Consider the following 16,467-nt stretch of genomic DNA (forward strand, 5'->3'; position numbering starts at 1 on the left):
TGATGACCGCCCTGGACCTGGACGCCCTGATCGACGATCCGACGACCCGGATCATCGTCACCTGCGGCGCGGGCGGGGTCGGCAAGACCACCACCGCCGCGGCGCTCGGGCTGCGCGCGGCCGAGCGGGGCCGCAAGGTAGTCGTCCTGACGATCGACCCGGCCCGGCGGCTGGCGCAGTCGCTCGGGCTGACCGAGCTGGACAACACCCCGCGCGCGGTCAAGGATGTCGACGGCGCGAACGGCGGCAGCCTCGACGCGATGATGCTGGACATGAAGCGGACCTTCGACGAGGTCGTGCTGGCACACGCGACGCCGGAGAAAGCCGAGCAGATCCTGGCCAACCCGTTCTACGTCGCGCTGTCGTCGTCGTTCGCGGGGACCCAGGAGTACATGGCGATGGAGAAGCTCGGCCAGCTGCACAAGCAGGCCGAGAAGACCGGCGAGTGGGACCTGATCGTGGTCGACACCCCGCCGTCACGCTCCGCGCTGGACTTCCTCGACGCGCCGGAGCGGCTGGCGTCGCTGCTGGAGGGCCGGTTCCTGCGGCTGCTGCTCGCGCCGGCCCGGGGTCCGCTGCGGCTGATGTCGGCCGGGGTGAACCTGGCGATGTCGGTGATGAACAAGGTGCTCGGCGCGCAGGTGCTGACCGACGTACAGACGTTCGCGGCGGCTTTCGACACGTTGTTCGGCGGGTTTCGGGAGCGGGCCGAGAAGACCGTCGCGCTGCTGAGGGAGCCGCACACGGCGTTCCTGGTGGTGGCCGCGCCGCAGAACGACGCGCTGCGCGAGGCGTCGTACTTCGCCGACCGGCTGCGCGAGGAGCGGATGCCGCTGGCCGGCGTCGTACTCAATCGGGTGACCACCACGCACGCTCCGGACCTGTCGGCGGAGCGGTCCCTGGCGGCCGCCGAAAAGCTCACCGATTCGGACAAGTCAGCCCTGACCGCCGCCGTTCTCCTGCTGCACGCCGACCGGATGCAGCAGGTCGTCGGCGAGGCCAAGCGCGCCGACCGCTTCCGCCGCGGCCACCGCTCGGTCCCCACCGTCGACGTCCCCGCCCTCCCCGACGACGTGCACGACCTGGCCGGTCTGCGCCAGATCGGCGACCTGTTGACCGCCTGATTTTCACCGTCAGCGAACGCCTACACCCTCGGGAATGACCAGGTCACGTCCACCGTTGAGCCTGTCAGACTCAATCTTCAAGTGAGGGTGTGACAGCGTGACTGAGACGTTGAATCTTCCTGTTCTGCCGCTGGACGACGTCGTGGTCCTGCCTGGCATGGTCGTGCCCGTGCGGCTGTCCGACACCGAGGCGCGGGCCGCGATCGACGCGGCGCAGGCCTCCGGCCAGGACAAGGTGCTGCTGGTCCCGCGGCTGGACGGGAAATATGCCAAGGCCGGAACGCTCGGCGAGATCGAGCAGATCGGCCGGCTGCCGGGCGGCGCCCAGGCGGCCGTGATCCGGGGTACCGCCCGGGTCCTGATCGGCGCCGGGACCACCGGTCCGGGCGCGGCCCTGTGGGTCGGCGCCACGGTGCTGAACGAGATCACCGACGCCCAGTCGGCCGAGCTCGCCCGTGAGTACAAGACCCTGGTTACCAGCGTGCTGGAACGGCGCGGCGCGTGGCAGGTGATCGACTCGGTGCGGCAGGTGAACGCGCCGGCCGAGCTGGCCGACCTGGCCGGTTACGCGTCGTACCTGAACGACGCCCAGAAGCTGGAGCTGCTGGAGAACGCGAACGTCACCGAGCGGCTGACCAAGCTGATCGGGTGGGTTCGCGACCACCTGGCCGAGCTCGAGGTCTCCGAGACGATCCAGAAGGACGTCCAGGAGGGCATGGAGAAGCAGCAGCGTGAGTTCCTGCTTCGCCAGCAGCTGGCCGCCGTCCGCAAGGAGCTGGCCGAGCTGGACGGCAAGGCCGACTCCGAGGAGGAGGACTACCGGGCCCGCGTCGAGGCGGCCGACCTGCCGGAGCACGTCCGCAAGGCCGCGCTGGCCGAGGTCGACAAGCTGGAGCGGACCGCGGAGCAGTCCCCCGAGGTCGGCTGGATCCGGACCTGGCTGGACACCGTGCTCGAGCTGCCGTGGAACGAGCGGACCGAGGACAGCTACGACATCCGGGAGGCCCGGGCCGTACTGGACGCGGACCACTCCGGTCTGGACGACGTCAAGGAGCGCATCACCGAGTACCTGGCCGTACGGCGCCGCCGCGCGGACCGTGGTCTCGGCGTGGTCGGCGGACGCCGCAGTGGCGCCGTACTGGCACTGGTCGGTCCTCCTGGTGTGGGTAAGACCTCGCTGGGCGAGTCCGTGGCGCGTGCGATGGGCCGGAAGTTCGTCCGGGTCGCGCTGGGTGGTGTCCGGGACGAGGCCGAAATCCGTGGTCACCGGCGGACGTACGTCGGTGCGCTGCCGGGCCGGATCGTCCGGGCGATCACCGAGGCCGGTTCGATGAACCCGGTGGTGCTGCTGGACGAGATCGACAAGGTCGGCGCGGACTACCGGGGCGACCCGACCGCGGCGCTGCTGGAGGTCCTGGACCCGGCGCAGAACCACACCTTCCGCGACCACTACCTGGAGGTCGAGCTGGACCTGTCCGACGTGGTCTTCCTGGCCACGGCGAACGTGCTCGACTCGATCCCGGCTCCGCTGCTGGACCGGATGGAACTGGTGCAGCTGGACGGCTACACCGAGGACGAGAAGGTCACCATCGCCCGTGACCACCTGCTCCCGCGCCAGCTGGAGCGGGCCGGCCTGACGACCGACGAGGTGGTCGTCGAGGAGTCCGCGCTGCGGTTGCTGGCCGGGGAGTACACCCGCGAGGCCGGCGTACGGCAGCTGGAGCGGTCGATCTCCCGGGTGCTGCGCAAGGTGACGGCGAAGATCGCCCTGGGCGAGGACGTCGGAGAGGTGACCATCGGTTCGGGTGACCTGAAGGGCTACCTGGGGTCGCCGAAGTTCACGCCGGAGTCGGCGGAGCGGACGGCGCTGCCGGGAGTCGCGACCGGACTGGCCGTGACCGGCGCCGGTGGTGACGTGCTCTTCGTCGAGGCCTCGCTGGCCGACAAGGAGACCGGTCCGACCGGTGTCACGCTGACCGGTCAGCTGGGTGACGTGATGAAGGAGTCGGCGCAGATCGCGCTGTCCTACCTGCGCTCGCACGGCGCGGAGCTGGGACTGCCGGTCGGCGACCTGGCCGAGCGCAACGCGCACATCCACGTGCCGGCCGGAGCGGTCCCGAAGGACGGGCCGTCGGCGGGTGTCACGATGACCACCGCGCTGGCGTCGCTGCTGTCCGGACGGCCGGTCCGCTCGGAGGTCGCGATGACCGGTGAGGTGTCGCTGACCGGCCGGGTGCTCCCGATCGGTGGCGTGAAGCAGAAGCTGCTCGCCGCCCACCGGGCCGGGCTGACCACGATCCTGATCCCGAAGCGCAACGAGCCGGACCTCGAGGACGTGCCGGAGTCTGTGCTGGCCGAGCTGACGGTTCACCCGGTCAGCGACGTCCGCGAGGTGCTCGACCTGGCCCTCGTCCCAGCTCAGGTCGACGCCCGGCAGTACGCCGCCTGAGGTAGTTCCGGCCGATCCGCCAGTCCGGTGGATCGGCCGGGCCCCGGCCCTTCGCGGGCCGGAATCGCTGGAATCCCCTGACGGCCGGCGGAACCACCTGTCCCGGTGGGTCCGCCGGCCGTCCTCCTTTTGGATGATTCTTCGCCGGGTACTCGCCTGCGGTCGGCGTACCAGGTGCTCTGCCGCCGCTGGGGACGCCCGAACCGCGCTGAGGTTGACGTGACTTAGATCACATGCTCGGCTACGGCGTGGCTCGGCGATCCCGTAGGCTCTGACGCATGCGCGTCAGGGAGAAGGGCGACCGCGGCGTCGTCCAGTCGGTGGTTCTGTTCCTCGGAGTGAGCGTGCTGTCAGGAGCGCTCGCGGCCGGTCTCGCGATTCCGTTCGCAGGCCTGGCCGGTTACACGACCGAGAAGACACACGAGACCCTCCAGGACCTGCCGCAGGAGCTGAAGACCGTTCCACCGGCGCGCACCAGCAAGATCGTCGCCGCCGACGGATCCCTGGTCGCGTACCTGTACGAGCAGAACCGGCAGCTGGTCCCGCTCGCCAAGGTCAACCCGATCATGCGCAAGGCGATCGTCGCGATCGAGGACGACCGGTTCTACGAGCACGGCGCGCTGGACGCGAAGGGCACGCTGCGCGCGATGCTGCGCAACCAGTCCGAGGGTTCGGTGCAGCAGGGTGGTTCGAGCATCACCCAGCAGTACGTGAAGCTGAGCCTGATCGCGAAGGCGAAGACGCCGGAGGAGTACCAGCAGGCCACCGCCTCGACGTACCAGCGCAAGATCGCCGAGCTGCGCTACGCGGTCGCGATCGAGAAGGAGTTCTCCAAGGACGAGATCCTGGAGAAGTACCTGAACCTGGCCAACTTCGGCGACGGCGCGTACGGCGTCGAGGCGGCCGCGCGGCACTACTTCTCCACCACCGCCGCCAAGCTGACCCTGCCCCAGGCCGCGCTGCTGGCCGGCCTGGTGAAGAACCCGACCGGCTACGACCCGACGAACAACGCCAAGCGGGCCAAGGACCGTCGCGACGTCGTGCTGCGCCGGATGCAGGAACTCAACGTGATCACCGCCAAGCAGGCCAACGACGCGATCCGGACCCCGGTCTACGACCCGAAGAAGGTCCAGGAGGTCCCGAACGGCTGCGCCTCGTCGAAGTACCCGTTCTACTGCGAGTACGTCGTGTCGAAGCTGCTCGAGAACCCGGCCTTCGGGGCGGACGAGAAGGCGCGGTCGCACTACATCAAGACCGCCGGCCTCACGGTGAAGACGTCGTTGGACCCCAAGATCCAGGCCGCGGCCGAAGCATCGATCAAGCAGCACAGCCGCCCCACCGACCAGGCGGTTGCGGCGATCACGATGGTCGAGCCCGGCACCGGCCTGGTGAAGGCGATGGCGCAGAGTCGCCCGTACGGTGGGAACAAGAAGAAGGGTGAGGTCTCCTACAACTTCAACGTCGAGAAGTCCTATCCCGGCGGCTACGGCGGGTTCCAGAACGGATCGACGATGAAGGCCTTCACGATCGCGGCCGCGATCCAGAAGGGCTTTCCGCTGAACCACCGGATCAATTCACCGCGGCAGATCGACCTGACCCGGGTGAAGTTCAGTACCTGCAACGGCGTCACGCAGTCGTTCGACAGCTACCGGCCCAGCAACTCGACGGCCGCCCAGGGCAACCTGACGATGATCGACGCCGCCCGCGCGTCGACCAACACCTACTTCCTGCAGCTGTCGAAGCAGACCGGGTTGTGCCCGATCGCGACGATCGCGCGCAATCTCGGCATCGTCGACGCGCAGACCCTTCAGCCGCTGCAGCAGGTGGTCTCGTTCACGCTGGGTAGTGCCGGTCTGGTCACCCCATTGATGCTGTCGAACGCGTACGCGACGTTCGCCGCTCGAGGGAAGTACTGCGTACCGCAGCTCATCACTCAGATCACCGGCAACAACGGCAAGCCCGTTCCGACCCCAGGCCGCAGCTGCCGGCAGGCGCTCGAGCCTGCGGTCGCCGACGGGGTGAACCGGGTCCTGCACGAGGTGATGGAGCCGGGCGGCACCGGCGACTCGTTGAAGTTCGGCCCCAGCGACCTGGCCGGAAAGACCGGAACCATCCAGGAGAACAAGGCCGTCTGGTACGCGGGTTACTCGACCCGGCTGGCCGCCGCGTCGGTTGTCGCCGATGCGGACGTGCCGTACAAGAACCTGATCGGTCAGACCCTCGACGGCAAGAAGATGTACGACGCCTCCGGCTCGGGAACGGCCGGTCCGGTGTGGGAGACCGCGATGCGGAAGGCGCTCGCCGGCACCCCCGAGACCCACTTCGTGCCGCCGAACGACAAGACCGTCCGCGGCGACGTGAAGAACCTGCCGTTCGTGAACGGCATGTCGGTGCAGGACGCCACCAACAAGCTGCAGGGCGAGGGCTTCCAGGTCACCGTCGCCCCCGGCACGGTCAACTCCGAAGAAGCCGCCGGCACGGTCGCCTACACGACTCCCCGCCAGCGCGACGGAGCCCCCGAGGGGTCGCTGATCACCCTGCACGTCTCCAACGGCAGCAACAGCCAGCAGAACCCGCCCCCGCCGCAGAACACCGTCCAGCCCCCGAACCCGCCGAACACCAGCAAACCCGGCGGCAACCCGCAATGCCCGCCGTGGCACCCGAAGTACCCGAACTGCGGCGGCGGGGGTCGCTGACTCCAGCACTAATCGAGAGGGCCTTCCCGACCAGGGGAGGCCCTCTCGGCGTTGCAGGCTGCGCTGTCAGGGTGAGCCGCGACCGACGAGGAGGCGATCCGATTTGACGCCCGCCGAGCAGACCACGGTCGACCGGCCGGACACGCGCCGACGGGACGGGACCGAGATGACCTTGCTGGTCGTCGCCGGGGCGGCTGTGTTGCCGTTCGGGCTGGCGAGCCTGACGTTCGGCGATCGTCTGGCTCAGGTGGATCCCACCTCCGTCGCCGTGGACCGGATCCGGCCTGGGGAACCGATCGACCTCCTGTGGATCTGGCTCCTGATGTACGCCGCGGCGATCGTGGTCCTGCTCGCGGGAGTTCCTCGACCAGGTCCGCTCTGGTCGGCGAGGGGCTCCCTGCGAGGCGCCGTCGTCCAGGCGGTCGGCGGACTGGTCGTCGCCGGCGAGACGTTTGCGGTGCACTACGCCGGCTTCTACTTCGGCGACTGCACATACGCCGGATGCTGGCCCTGGACCGAGCAAGCCGCAGCCTTGGCCGCACCAGGAGTCTCGGCCGGTCTGGCGATGCTGGTGATGGCGGTACTGGTTTGTGAAGTGCCGTGGTGGGTCCGGGCGGTCGTGCCGTTGGTGGTGTTCCTGACGACGCTCACCGTCCAGTACGCAGTCTGGGACGCGTACCTGGTACCGATCTTCCAAGCCCCACCACGATGACGCTGAAGGATGCTGAAGGCAACCAAGCACCGTAGAGGTGGAAGGTCGCCGGCGCTGGTGTGGGTAGCAGCCGTGGTGTTCCAGTACGTCGTACTGGCGCCACGGCTGATCCCGTTCTTCGAAGGACCGCCGGCCTGATCAGGCGCCGAGCTGGCGCTTCACCTCGGCGGAGACCGCGCCGCCGTCGGCCTTGCCCTTGACCTTGGGCTGGAGGGCGCCCATCACCTTGCCGATGCCGCGGGGGCCGAGTTCGGCGGCGCCGGTGGCGGCGATGGTCTCGGTGACCAGGGCGGCGATCTCCTCGGCGGTCAGTTGCTCGGGCAGGTACTCGGCGAGGATGTCCGCCTCGGCCTGTTCCTTGTCGGCGAGCTCGTCGCGGCCGGCCTCGCGGTAGGCGACGACGGACTCGCGGCGCTTCTTCGCCTCGGAGGTGAGCACGTCGAGCACCTCGGCGTCGGACAGCTCGCGGGCCTCCTTGCCGGCCACCTCGGCCTTCGTGACGGCCGTCAGCGCCATCCGCAGGGTGGACTTGCGGATGTCGTCGCGGGCCTTGAGGGCGGCGGTCATGTCGTCGTGCAGGCGCTGCTTCAGCTCGGAGTTGGACATAGCAGAGATTGTGGCAGGCTGGAGCAATGAGTTTCCGGGGGCTGGCCACAACGTCGTTCAAGACCGCCGGCGTGATCGGCGCGCTCGGCGCCGCCTGCGTCGGGTACGCGGCGGCGATCGAGGTGCGCTGGTTCACGCTGCGCCGGTTCACCGTCCCGGTGCTGCCGGTCGGCGCGGAGCCGGTCAAGGTGCTGCACCTGTCCGACCTGCACCTGATGCCGACCCAGGAGAAGAAGATCCGCTGGGTCAACGACCTGGCCCAGCTGGAGCCCGACCTGGTCGTCACCACCGGCGACAACATCTCCTCCGCCGACTCGGTCCTCCCCCTGCTGCGCGCGTACGGCGCTCTGCTCGACCTGCCCGGCGTGTTCGTCTTCGGCTCCAACGACTACTGGAAGCCCCGGTTCAAGAACCCGGCGAACTACCTGCTGCCCGCGCAGAAGCAGCGGCACAAGCCGCACGGCCCGGACCTGCCGTACGAGGAGATGCGCAGCGCGTTCGTCGAGGCCGGCTGGGCCGACCTGAACAACCTGAAGACCACGCTCAAGGTCAACGGCCTGCGCCTGGACTTCGCCGGCACCGACGACCCGCACATCAAGCGCGACCGGTACGACGAGGTGGCCGGCGAGGTGGACCCGGCCGCCGACCTGTCGATCGGCGTCACGCACGCGCCGTACCAGCGGGTGCTGAACGCGTTCGTCGACGACGGCTACCCGCTGATCCTGGCCGGGCACACCCACGGCGGCCAGCTCGCCGTGCCGCTGTACGGCGCTCTGGTGACCAACTGCGACCTCGACACCTCCCGGGTCAAGGGGCTCAGCACGTGGGGCCACGACGGGCGTCAGGCGGCGCTGCACGTGTCGGCCGGACTGGGCACGTCGCCGTACGCGCCGGTGCGTTTCGCGTGCCGCCCGGAGGCGACTTTGCTCACCTTGGTGCCCCGGGTTCACGCCGGTGATTAACCCGATTTCGTCCCAGGCGGGACCGCATGTAAGCTGACTCCGGCTTCGGGCTGTGGCGCAGTTTGGTAGCGCGCGTCGTTCGGGACGACGAGGTCGCAGGTTCAAATCCTGTCAGCCCGACAGAAGAGGGCGGTGACTCATCGAGTCACCGCCCTCAGTCATGTCCCGGCCCGTTGGACGACCTCGCTGAGCGGCCGCCAGAAGTACGCGAAGTCCTCCCGCGGCCCGGCCACCCACCGCTGCGAGAACACGATCCCGATCAGGTCGCGGGACGGGTCGACCCACGCGCTCGTGCCCGACCCGCCGAACCAGCCGTACCGCCCGGGCGACGTCCACGGCTCGGTCACGTCGGTGGTGACGGCAACGCCGAGGCCCCACGACAGCCCCGGGCCGCACAGCTCCGTCACTCCGGCCCGCAGCTCACCTGGCAGCTGGTCTGCCGTCAACTGCTCGCGCAACTCCCGCGGCAGCAACCGGTCGTCGGCCAGCGCGGCCAGGAACGTCAGGTAGTCCTCGACTGTCGACACCAGCCCACCACCGAAGCTGTCGAAGACCCTCGGCTGCTCGAAGGACCGGGCGTACTCCTCGTAACTCTCCCCGTCCTGGTAGACCGTCGGCAGCGGGTCACCGTCGGACTGGAAGCTGGTGGCCCGCATCCCCAGCGGATCCGTCACCCGCTCCCGCAGTACGGCGCTCAGCGGCGCACCGGCGACCCGGCCGAGCAGGACGGAGAGCACGTCCATGCCTGCGTGGTAGAGCCAGCGAGTGCCCGGCTGGTACGCCAGCGGCACGCGGGAGAACCGCTCCATGAACTCGTCCGGCGACATCAGCGGCGGCAGCGGTCCTTGGTGCACCCGCTCGACGTACGCCTTGGCCAGCGGCGAGTCAGCCGGCAAGGCGCCCTGCCCGAGCGTCAGCGTCAGCAGGTGCCGGACGGTGATCGGCCGGTCCGCCGGCACGGCCTGGTCCACCGGCGCGTCCGGCCTGACCAGCACTCGCGGTTCGGCCAGCTCGGGCAACCACTGGGCAACCGGGTCGTCCAGCGCGAACAGGCCGTCGGCAACCATCGACAGAGCGAGCACTGCGCCGACGGGCTTGCTCAGCGACGCGATCCGGAAGCGGGTGCCGGTGCGCATCGGCTGGTCGGAGTCGAAGGCCAGCGTGCCGGTCGCGTAGTACGCCGGCTCCCCGGCGTACCGGATGGCGGCGGTGAAGCCAGGAGCCCAGCCGGCCGCGACCTGCCGGTCCAGGGAGCGCCAGACGGGGTCGAAGTCAGTCATAACCGTCACGCTAATGCGAGCGACCTACAGTTGACGGCGTGAGCGAGCTGCAGCGGGTGGACCTGGGTGAGGTCGAGTACGAGGTCGCGGCGAAGGACATGAAGACCTGGGTCGAGGAGCGGCAGGACGGGACGGCGGGCGACCGGTTGTTCCTGCTCAGCCATCCGCCGGTGATCACCTACGGGCCGCGCACGTCGCTGGCCGACCTGCCGCCCGAGACGGCGGCGATCCCGACCGTGGCGGTCGATCGCGGTGGATTCGCGACCTACCACGGGCCTGGGCAGCTGGTCGGCTACCTGGTGATCGACCTCAACCAGCGCGGGCCGGTCGACGTCGTCCGCTGGGTCGAGAACGGGCTGATCGCCGCGCTCGGTGAGCTCGGCTTCCCGCTCGTCCGCCGGGAGACGCCGCGCGGCGCGAGCAGCCTGGTCGGTGTCTGGACCGAGGACCACCGCAAGCTGTGCTCGATCGGGATGCGGATCCGGCGCGGCGTGACCAGCCACGGGTTCTCGATCAACGTGGATCCGGCGATGGACGTGTTTCACACGTTCACGACCTGCGGCCTGCACGACGTCACGATGGTCTCGCTGGCCGACCTCGCCGCCGAGCAGGGCCGGCCGGCCCCCACCGACGCGGAGGTCCGCGACGCCGTGGCCCGCAACCTGGGTGCCTCCTGACGCAGTAGCCTGCGCGCATGGACGACGAGGACGAGGTGACCACAGCCGACCACCGGCGGTTCACCACTCCTCCGCTGCCGCCGGCGCTCGTACTGGCCGTCGTCGGTCTGCTGGCCGGGTTCGTCACGATCGGGATGGTCTGGCTGAGCGAGCGGGGCTGCGAACGGTTCCGCGACACGTCGAACTGCGGCGCCTGGGGATTCCCGCTGCTCGTGCTCACCGTGGTCGTCACGATCGTGCTCGGCGCGCTGGCCCTGAGCCGGCTCGCGATGCCGCATCCGCGACTGGTCGCGTTTCTCGGCGTCGGGTTCATGCTGCTGGTCGTGCTCGCCTTCCTCAGCGAGAACCTGTTCACCACCTGGACCCTGGTGGTCGTCCCGGTCCTGACCGCCGTTACCTTCCTGCTCGCCCACCTGCTCGCCGGACTGCTGGAGCGCGCCGATGTCTGATCTGCCCCGCTACAAGGCCCACCGCACCACGACCCCGCCGCCGATCGACGGCACGCTGACCCACCCGGCCTGGGCGGAGGCGGCCTGGACCAGCGACTTCGTCGACATCCGCGGCGACCAGCCGGCGCCGCCGTACCGGACCCGGGCGAAGCTCCTGTACGACGACGAGTACCTGTACCTCGGCGCGGAGCTGGAGGAGCCGCACGTCTGGTCGACGATGACCGAACCCAACACGTTCCTGTACGAGGAGAACAACTTCGAGCTGTTCCTCGATCCGGACGGCGACCGGCAGAACTACTACGAGTTCGAGATCAACCCGCTCGGCACGATCTGGGAGCTCACCCTGCCCAAGCCATACGCCGACGGCGGCGTCGCGGTGGACCCGACCAACCTGCCCGGCCTGCGGACCGCGATCCACGTCGACGGCACGCTGAACGACCCGAGCGACGACGACGCCGGCTGGCGCGTCGAGGCGGCCTTCCCGTGGGCGGAGCTGAGCCGGCACGCCAAGGGCTCGATGCCGCCGGCACCGGGCGACGAGTGGCGGATGAACCTGATGCGGGTCGAGTGGTCGCACGACGTCGTGGACGGGGCGTACCGCAAGGGCGAGCAGCAGGACTTCTGGGTCTGGTCGCCGCAGTACGCCGTCGACATGCACCGGCCCGAGCACTGGGGTGTACTCGAGTTCTGACTGGGTACCCGACCCCCGCCCGCGACCCACTGAACCCGGCGGGGTGACAATGAGTGATGTGGAGTTCCAGGGGAGCGGGTACGACGCGGACCTGTCGTACCTGATCGACCTGGTCGAAGGCGCCGATCCGTTGCGCTCAGCAACCAGCTCGTCCCGGGCGGGGGCCCGGTCCGCCGCCGAGGGCGACCAGGTGGTCGCGGCGATCGAGCGGGCCTGCGAGAGCGATCCACGGATGGCGCTGCGGCTGGTGGCCGGGCTGTCGAGCTACTGGTGGTCCCGGGGCCTGCAGGACGAGGCGGCCGCAGCGGCTGAGCGGGTGCTCGGCATGCTGGGCCGGACTGTGCCGGCCGGAATGGACGAGGAGTACCTGCTCACCGTGCTGCACGGAGCCTCGTCGGCCGAGCAGGAGCAGCTGGAGCTGGCACAGCAGGTCGTGCTGGACGCCGTGGGCCCGTTCAAGTACCCGGTGACGGTGCTGCTCTGGGCGCTGGTGTTCGGACCCTTCGAGTCCCGTACGACGGTCGCCGAGGTGCTCGCTCGGCACGAGCGCAACGGCGACGCGTGGACCCGGGCCGCGGTCGAGCTGTGCAAGGGCTACCCCGGTTTGGTCGACATCAGCCCGCTGGACGCGGAGCAGTCGCTGCGGATCGCGCTGGCCCGCTTCCGGATGCTGGAGGACCGGTGGGCGATGTTCCTGGCGCTCACCGGGCTGCGGCAGATCACCGACGACCTGCTGCCGGTGACCAGCGAGGCGATCGAGCTCGCGGAGGAGCTGGGACTGGAGGAGGAAGCCGGGCTCCTGCTGTGCGAGCGCGGTGAGCTCCACCTGCGCGCCGGGGAGCTGGACGCGGCCCGGGCCGACTACCGACGGGCGCTCGAACTGGCGGACTCCATCGAGAACGTCGAAGCCGTGGCCGCGGCTCACATCGGGCTCGCCCGAACCGCCCGGCACGGCGGCAACCTGGTCTGCGCTCGCGAGCACCTCGCCGCCGTCCTGGCGGAGTCCGCCGACGAACTGGCCGACGCCCGCGAGGAAGCCGCCCACGAACTGCGCCTGCTCTGCTCCGCGGAGGCGACGGCCTAGCCGGACAATCTCCGGGTCACGGCGAAGCCGCGCAGCTTCGCCGGTGGCCCCGGAGCCGGGCAGCTCCGAGGCGACGGCGCAGCCGGCCGGCGGGACACCCGCCTCCCGCTCACTCGCCCCGCGCCTCTTCCACCCCGCCCGCGCCGCGCCGGAGGCGCGAGGCGGGCGGGGGACGAACGGAATGGGGTCATGTGGCGGCCCCACAGCGTGGGGTGTGGCGGCGTGGCACAGCGGCGTATCGGCTGTGGTTTCGCCCACAGCGAGTAGACCTCGCCGGGAGCGTGGCGGCTGGTTAGAGTCGAGCCCAACGAGGGCCCTCGATCTGCAACGGAGCAGCCGGATGGACAAGACGTACGAGTCGCCGCAAGCCGCGGTCGACGACATCGGCGACGGTGCGAGCCTCGCGGTCGGTGGCTTCGGGTTGTGCGGCAACCCGATGCAGCTGATCGAGGCGATCCATGCCAAGGGGGTGAGCGGGCTGCGCGTCGTGTCGAACAACTGCGGCGTCGACGACTGGGGCCTGGGCATCCTGCTCGCCGACAAGCGGATCGCGAAGATGACCTCGTCGTACGTCGGGGAGAACAAGGAGTTCGCCCGGCAGTTCCTGTCCGGGGAGCTGGAGGTCGAGCTGACCCCGCAGGGCACGCTGGCCGAGAAGCTGCGGGCCGGCGGCTGCGGGATCGCCGCGTTCTTCACCCTGGCCGGCGTCGGCACCCAGGTCGCCGAGGGCGGGCTACCGCAGAAGTACAACACCGACGGCTCGGTCGCGAAGGCCTCGGAGCCGAAGGAGACCCGCGAGATCAACGGTACGACGTACGTGCTGGAGGAGTCGATCACCACCGACTTCGGCCTGGTGCACGCGCTGAAGGGCGACACCCACGGCAACCTGGTTTTCGACCGGTCGGCGCGCAACTTCAACCCGCTGGCCGCGATGGCCGGCCGGATCACGATCGCGCAGGTCGAGGAGCTGGTCCAGCCTGGTGAGCTGGACCCGGACGAGATCCACCTGCCCGGCGTCTACGTCCAGCGTGTGGTTGCCGTTGGCAAGGACATCGAGAAGCGGATCGAGAAGCGTACGGTGCAACCCCGCGAGGCCTACCAGGCCCAGCGCGAGAAGCTGGAGGCCTGAGATGCCGCTGACCCGTGAGCAGATGGCCGCCCGGGCCGCCGCCGAGCTCGAGGACGGCTCGTACGTCAACCTCGGCATCGGGCTGCCGACGCTGGTGCCGAACTACATTCCCGACGGCGTCACCGTCGTACTGCAGAGCGAGAACGGGATTCTCGGCGTCGGCCCGTACCCGGTCGAGGGCGACGAGGACCCGGACCTGATCAACGCCGGCAAGGAGACCGTCACGACGTTGCCGGGGGCATCCTTCTTCGACTCGTCGCTGTCGTTCGGGATGATCCGCGGCGGCGCGATCGACGCCGCGATCCTGGGTGCGATGCAGGTTTCGGCGACCGGTGACCTGGCGAACTGGATGATCCCCGGCAAGATGGTCAAGGGGATGGGCGGCGCGATGGACCTGGTGCACGGCGCGAAGAAGGTGATCGTGCTGATGGAGCACGTCGCCAAGGACGGTTCGCACAAGATCCTCGAAGAGTGCGACCTGCCGTACACGGGCCGGGGTGTGGTCGACCGGATCATCACCGACCTGGCCGTGCTCGACGTCACCGACGACGGGCTGCAGCTCGTCGAGCTCGCCGAAGGCGTCACCTTCGACGAGCTGCAGAGCAAGACCGGGGCCCCGATCAAGCGATGAACCGGACGTCCGGGTGCCTCGGCGAGTTCTGCCAGGTGCCCGGACGACCGCGCAGGTGCTGGTCGAAGAACGCCGGCAGGTAGGTGTTCAGCGTGGCCAGGATCCGGCGCGGGTCGACGGTGCCGACGGTGTTCGCGACCAGCTCCGGCGGCACGGTGAAGAACCGCTGGAACCACGGGATCAGCGCCTGGTGGTCGATGAACGTGTAGTGCTGCCCGGTCGGCACGTTGAGATCGCGCTTCCAGCCGGTCGAGTGCTCCCAGAACAGGCCCCAGGACCGGTCGGTGCGGTGCGTCTGCGGCCCGCCGTCCGGACCGGTGCCGCCCGCGCCGACGAGCAGGAACGGGCGATCGAGGCCCTGGGCAACGACCGGGCAGTCGGCCGGATCGTCGTACCCGTAGCCGAGGGTGCCGTCGAGGTCGATCCCGGCGGCGACCCGGCGGTCGACCAGCATCACGTCGGCCGCGGTGATGCCGCCGGCGGAGTGACCGTAGGCGCCGATGCGCCGCAGGTCGAGGATGGCGCCGAGACCGGCCGGCTGGCGCCGGTGGTCCGCGTCCGGGTTGTGCCCGCGGGCCAGCTCGGCGAGCGCGTCCAGGACGAAGCGCACGTCGGCGATCCGCGTGGCGCGAGCCAGGTGCGCGTACGGTTCCGGCGGCAGCGTCTGTACGGCGACCCGCCCGCCCGGAAACTCGACCGCCGCGGCTTCGTAGGTGTGGTCGACCGTCGCCACGACGTACCCGCGGCTGGCGAGCTCGGTGACCATGATCGACGCCAGCCCTCGCGGAACCCCGAAGCCCGGCGAGAAGACGATCACCGGACGACGGCCCCACGACCGGCTGACCGGCGCGCCGAGTCCGGCGTGACTACGCGCGCCGACCCAGTCGACGGCCTCCACCGGCTGCTGCAAGGCGATCGAGGCGCCCTCGGCGTAGACCTGGGCGGTGAGCGGCGGGAGGTACGGCGCGCGCTCGGCGGCGGCGCGGGAGGCCGGGTACCAGACGCTGATCATCAGCTCCCGGGGACGGCCCGGGACGAACGGGTCGTCCCGGCGCGGATCGACCAGGTGAAGCTCGGTCGTGCCGACCGGGAAGAGCCCGGTCGGCCGGGGGAACCGGAGCTGCACCGGCCGCCGGGGTACCGGGGTCGTCGCGGTGGCCGTCGCGATGGCAGGAACGGTGGCGGGGGCGAGCAGGGCGGCCGCGGTGCCGCCGAGCAGAAGGCGTCGAGTGAGCATGTGCCGACCCTGCCGCTCCGGCCCGGCGACCCACCTCCCCCGAACGCCATCCCCACCCCCTGCCGAAAGTCAGTTGCTGACCTGCTCGAAGTGGAAGGAGCGGATGAAGCAGTCGCGAGGCTGATTGACCGCGAACAGCACACAGTCGACCACCGACTGCGCCGTCAGCGCGGCGCCGGTCTCCCGTGGACCGGTCTGCACGAAGTCCGGCGGGAACAGCGAGATCACCCGGATCCCCTCCGGCCGCAGTCGCGCCGACAGGATCTCGGCGTACCCGGCCTGGGCGTGCTTGGCGGCGTAGAACGCCGGGTGCGCCGCCGACCGGTGCTGTCCGGGCTCTCCCGTGGCGGAGATCAGGTTCACCACGTCCGCGCCTCTCGATGCCCTGAGCAACGGAAGCACACGCTCGGTGAGCAGGACCGTCCCGGTCGCGGCACCGCTCAGCGTGTTCGCGATGTCCGCCGGCGAGGCGTCGCCCTCGCCGAGGTACCGAGCCCCGCTGTTCACCAGGACGTCGAGCCGCTCGAGCTCCAGACCGGCGATCGACTCCGGCGACGCGAGGTCGACAACGGCAGCCTCCGCCGATCCACCGGCCGCACGGATGGTGGCGACGGTCTCGTCCGCCGCGGACGCCGTACGGGCGGTGGCGATCACGTGCGCCCCGGACGCGGCGAAGGCGACGGCGAGCAGCCGTCCGGTGTCCCGGCCGGCGCCGGTGATCAGTACGTGTTTCATGCCGG

At 70.1% G+C, this 16,467-nt stretch carries 16 protein-coding genes and 1 tRNA gene; 13 read left to right on the forward strand and 4 right to left on the reverse strand.

The genetic code is table 11. From position 1 onward, the window contains the following. Positions 1-2 precede the first annotated feature (2 nt). The 5 genes from BWI15_RS30145 to BWI15_RS40505 all read left to right on the forward strand — a co-directional run bounded on the left by BWI15_RS30145 (position 3) and on the right by BWI15_RS40505 (position 7,119). Positions 3-1,124 (forward strand): ArsA family ATPase, encoded by a 1,122-nt coding sequence (locus tag BWI15_RS30145; protein WP_077017923.1) that lies wholly within the window; start codon positions 3-5, stop codon positions 1,122-1,124. Between the two features lie 97 nt (positions 1,125-1,221). Beyond that, positions 1,222-3,573: an endopeptidase La gene (gene lon, locus BWI15_RS30150; protein ID WP_077017924.1), complete on the forward strand. Its 2,352-nt coding sequence runs from the start codon at positions 1,222-1,224 to the stop codon at positions 3,571-3,573. Between the two features lie 278 nt (positions 3,574-3,851). Continuing rightward, positions 3,852-6,269 carry a penicillin-binding protein gene (locus BWI15_RS30155; protein ID WP_077017925.1) on the forward strand — a complete coding sequence of 806 codons (2,418 nt, stop codon included), beginning with the start codon at positions 3,852-3,854 and terminating at the stop codon, positions 6,267-6,269. A 103-nt stretch (positions 6,270-6,372) separates the two neighbouring features. Then, complete coding sequence (locus BWI15_RS30160) at positions 6,373-6,981, forward strand: hypothetical protein (RefSeq protein WP_077017926.1); 609 nt, start codon at positions 6,373-6,375, stop codon at positions 6,979-6,981. Between the two features lie 9 nt (positions 6,982-6,990). After that, positions 6,991-7,119 carry a hypothetical protein gene (locus tag BWI15_RS40505; protein ID WP_269087196.1) on the forward strand — a complete coding sequence of 43 codons (129 nt, stop codon included), beginning with the start codon at positions 6,991-6,993 and terminating at the stop codon, positions 7,117-7,119. Here the strand turns inward: BWI15_RS40505 and BWI15_RS30165 are convergent, their stop codons facing one another. Further along, positions 7,120-7,587, reverse strand: coding sequence for a GatB/YqeY domain-containing protein (locus BWI15_RS30165; RefSeq protein WP_077017927.1), 468 nt, complete (start codon positions 7,585-7,587; stop codon positions 7,120-7,122). A gap of 26 nt (positions 7,588-7,613) precedes the next feature. On the opposite strand from BWI15_RS30165, the gene BWI15_RS30170 reads away from it, so the two are divergent. Both BWI15_RS30170 and BWI15_RS30175 read left to right on the forward strand, forming a co-directional pair. Beyond that, positions 7,614-8,549, forward strand: a complete 936-nt coding sequence (locus BWI15_RS30170) for a metallophosphoesterase (RefSeq protein WP_077017928.1) — start codon at positions 7,614-7,616, stop codon at positions 8,547-8,549. A 46-nt stretch (positions 8,550-8,595) separates the two neighbouring features. Then, positions 8,596-8,669, forward strand: a tRNA-Pro gene (locus BWI15_RS30175). 38 nt (positions 8,670-8,707) lie between these two features. On the opposite strand, the gene BWI15_RS30180 is transcribed toward BWI15_RS30175, so the two are convergent. Then, positions 8,708-9,829: a serine hydrolase domain-containing protein gene (locus tag BWI15_RS30180; protein ID WP_077017929.1), complete on the reverse strand. Its 1,122-nt coding sequence runs from the start codon at positions 9,827-9,829 to the stop codon at positions 8,708-8,710. Positions 9,830-9,867: 38 nt separating this feature from the next. Here BWI15_RS30180 and lipB point away from each other — a divergent pair, with 38 nt between their 5' ends. The 6 genes from lipB (at position 9,868) to BWI15_RS30210 (ending at position 14,490) form a co-directional block, all read left to right on the forward strand. Further along, positions 9,868-10,506, forward strand: coding sequence for a lipoyl(octanoyl) transferase LipB (lipB, locus tag BWI15_RS30185; RefSeq protein WP_077017930.1), 639 nt, complete (start codon positions 9,868-9,870; stop codon positions 10,504-10,506). Positions 10,507-10,523: 17 nt separating this feature from the next. Beyond that, on the forward strand, positions 10,524-10,955 hold the full coding sequence (locus tag BWI15_RS30190) for a hypothetical protein (RefSeq protein WP_077017931.1): 432 nt from the start codon (positions 10,524-10,526) through the stop codon (positions 10,953-10,955). Next, positions 10,948-11,646 carry a carbohydrate-binding family 9-like protein gene (locus tag BWI15_RS30195; protein WP_077017932.1) on the forward strand — a complete coding sequence of 233 codons (699 nt, stop codon included), beginning with the start codon at positions 10,948-10,950 and terminating at the stop codon, positions 11,644-11,646. Before BWI15_RS30190 ends, BWI15_RS30195 begins: the two co-directional genes overlap by 8 nt. Positions 11,647-11,704: 58 nt before the next feature. Next, entirely contained in the window at positions 11,705-12,730 is a 1,026-nt protein-coding gene (locus tag BWI15_RS30200; RefSeq protein ID WP_077017933.1) for a hypothetical protein, read from the forward strand. Between the two features lie 340 nt (positions 12,731-13,070). Continuing rightward, the gene (locus BWI15_RS30205) at positions 13,071-13,859 is read left to right on the forward strand and encodes a CoA transferase subunit A (RefSeq protein WP_077017934.1); all 789 of its coding nucleotides are present in this window, start codon (positions 13,071-13,073) and stop codon (positions 13,857-13,859) included. 1 nt (position 13,860) lies between these two features. Next, positions 13,861-14,490 carry a CoA transferase subunit B gene (locus BWI15_RS30210; protein WP_077017935.1) on the forward strand — a complete coding sequence of 210 codons (630 nt, stop codon included), beginning with the start codon at positions 13,861-13,863 and terminating at the stop codon, positions 14,488-14,490. On the opposite strand, the gene BWI15_RS30215 is transcribed toward BWI15_RS30210, so the two are convergent. Further along, positions 14,480-15,727: an alpha/beta hydrolase family protein gene (locus BWI15_RS30215; protein WP_077017936.1), complete on the reverse strand. Its 1,248-nt coding sequence runs from the start codon at positions 15,725-15,727 to the stop codon at positions 14,480-14,482. The two genes, BWI15_RS30210 and BWI15_RS30215, sit on opposite strands and share 11 nt — an antisense overlap. A 69-nt stretch (positions 15,728-15,796) precedes the next feature. Further along, complete coding sequence (locus BWI15_RS30220; RefSeq protein WP_077017937.1) at positions 15,797-16,462, reverse strand: SDR family NAD(P)-dependent oxidoreductase; 666 nt, start codon at positions 16,460-16,462, stop codon at positions 15,797-15,799. Between the last annotated feature and the right edge of the window lie 5 nt (positions 16,463-16,467).

It is taken from the genome of Kribbella sp. ALI-6-A (assembly GCF_001984195.1).
Lineage (GTDB): Bacteria > Actinomycetota > Actinomycetes > Propionibacteriales > Kribbellaceae > Kribbella.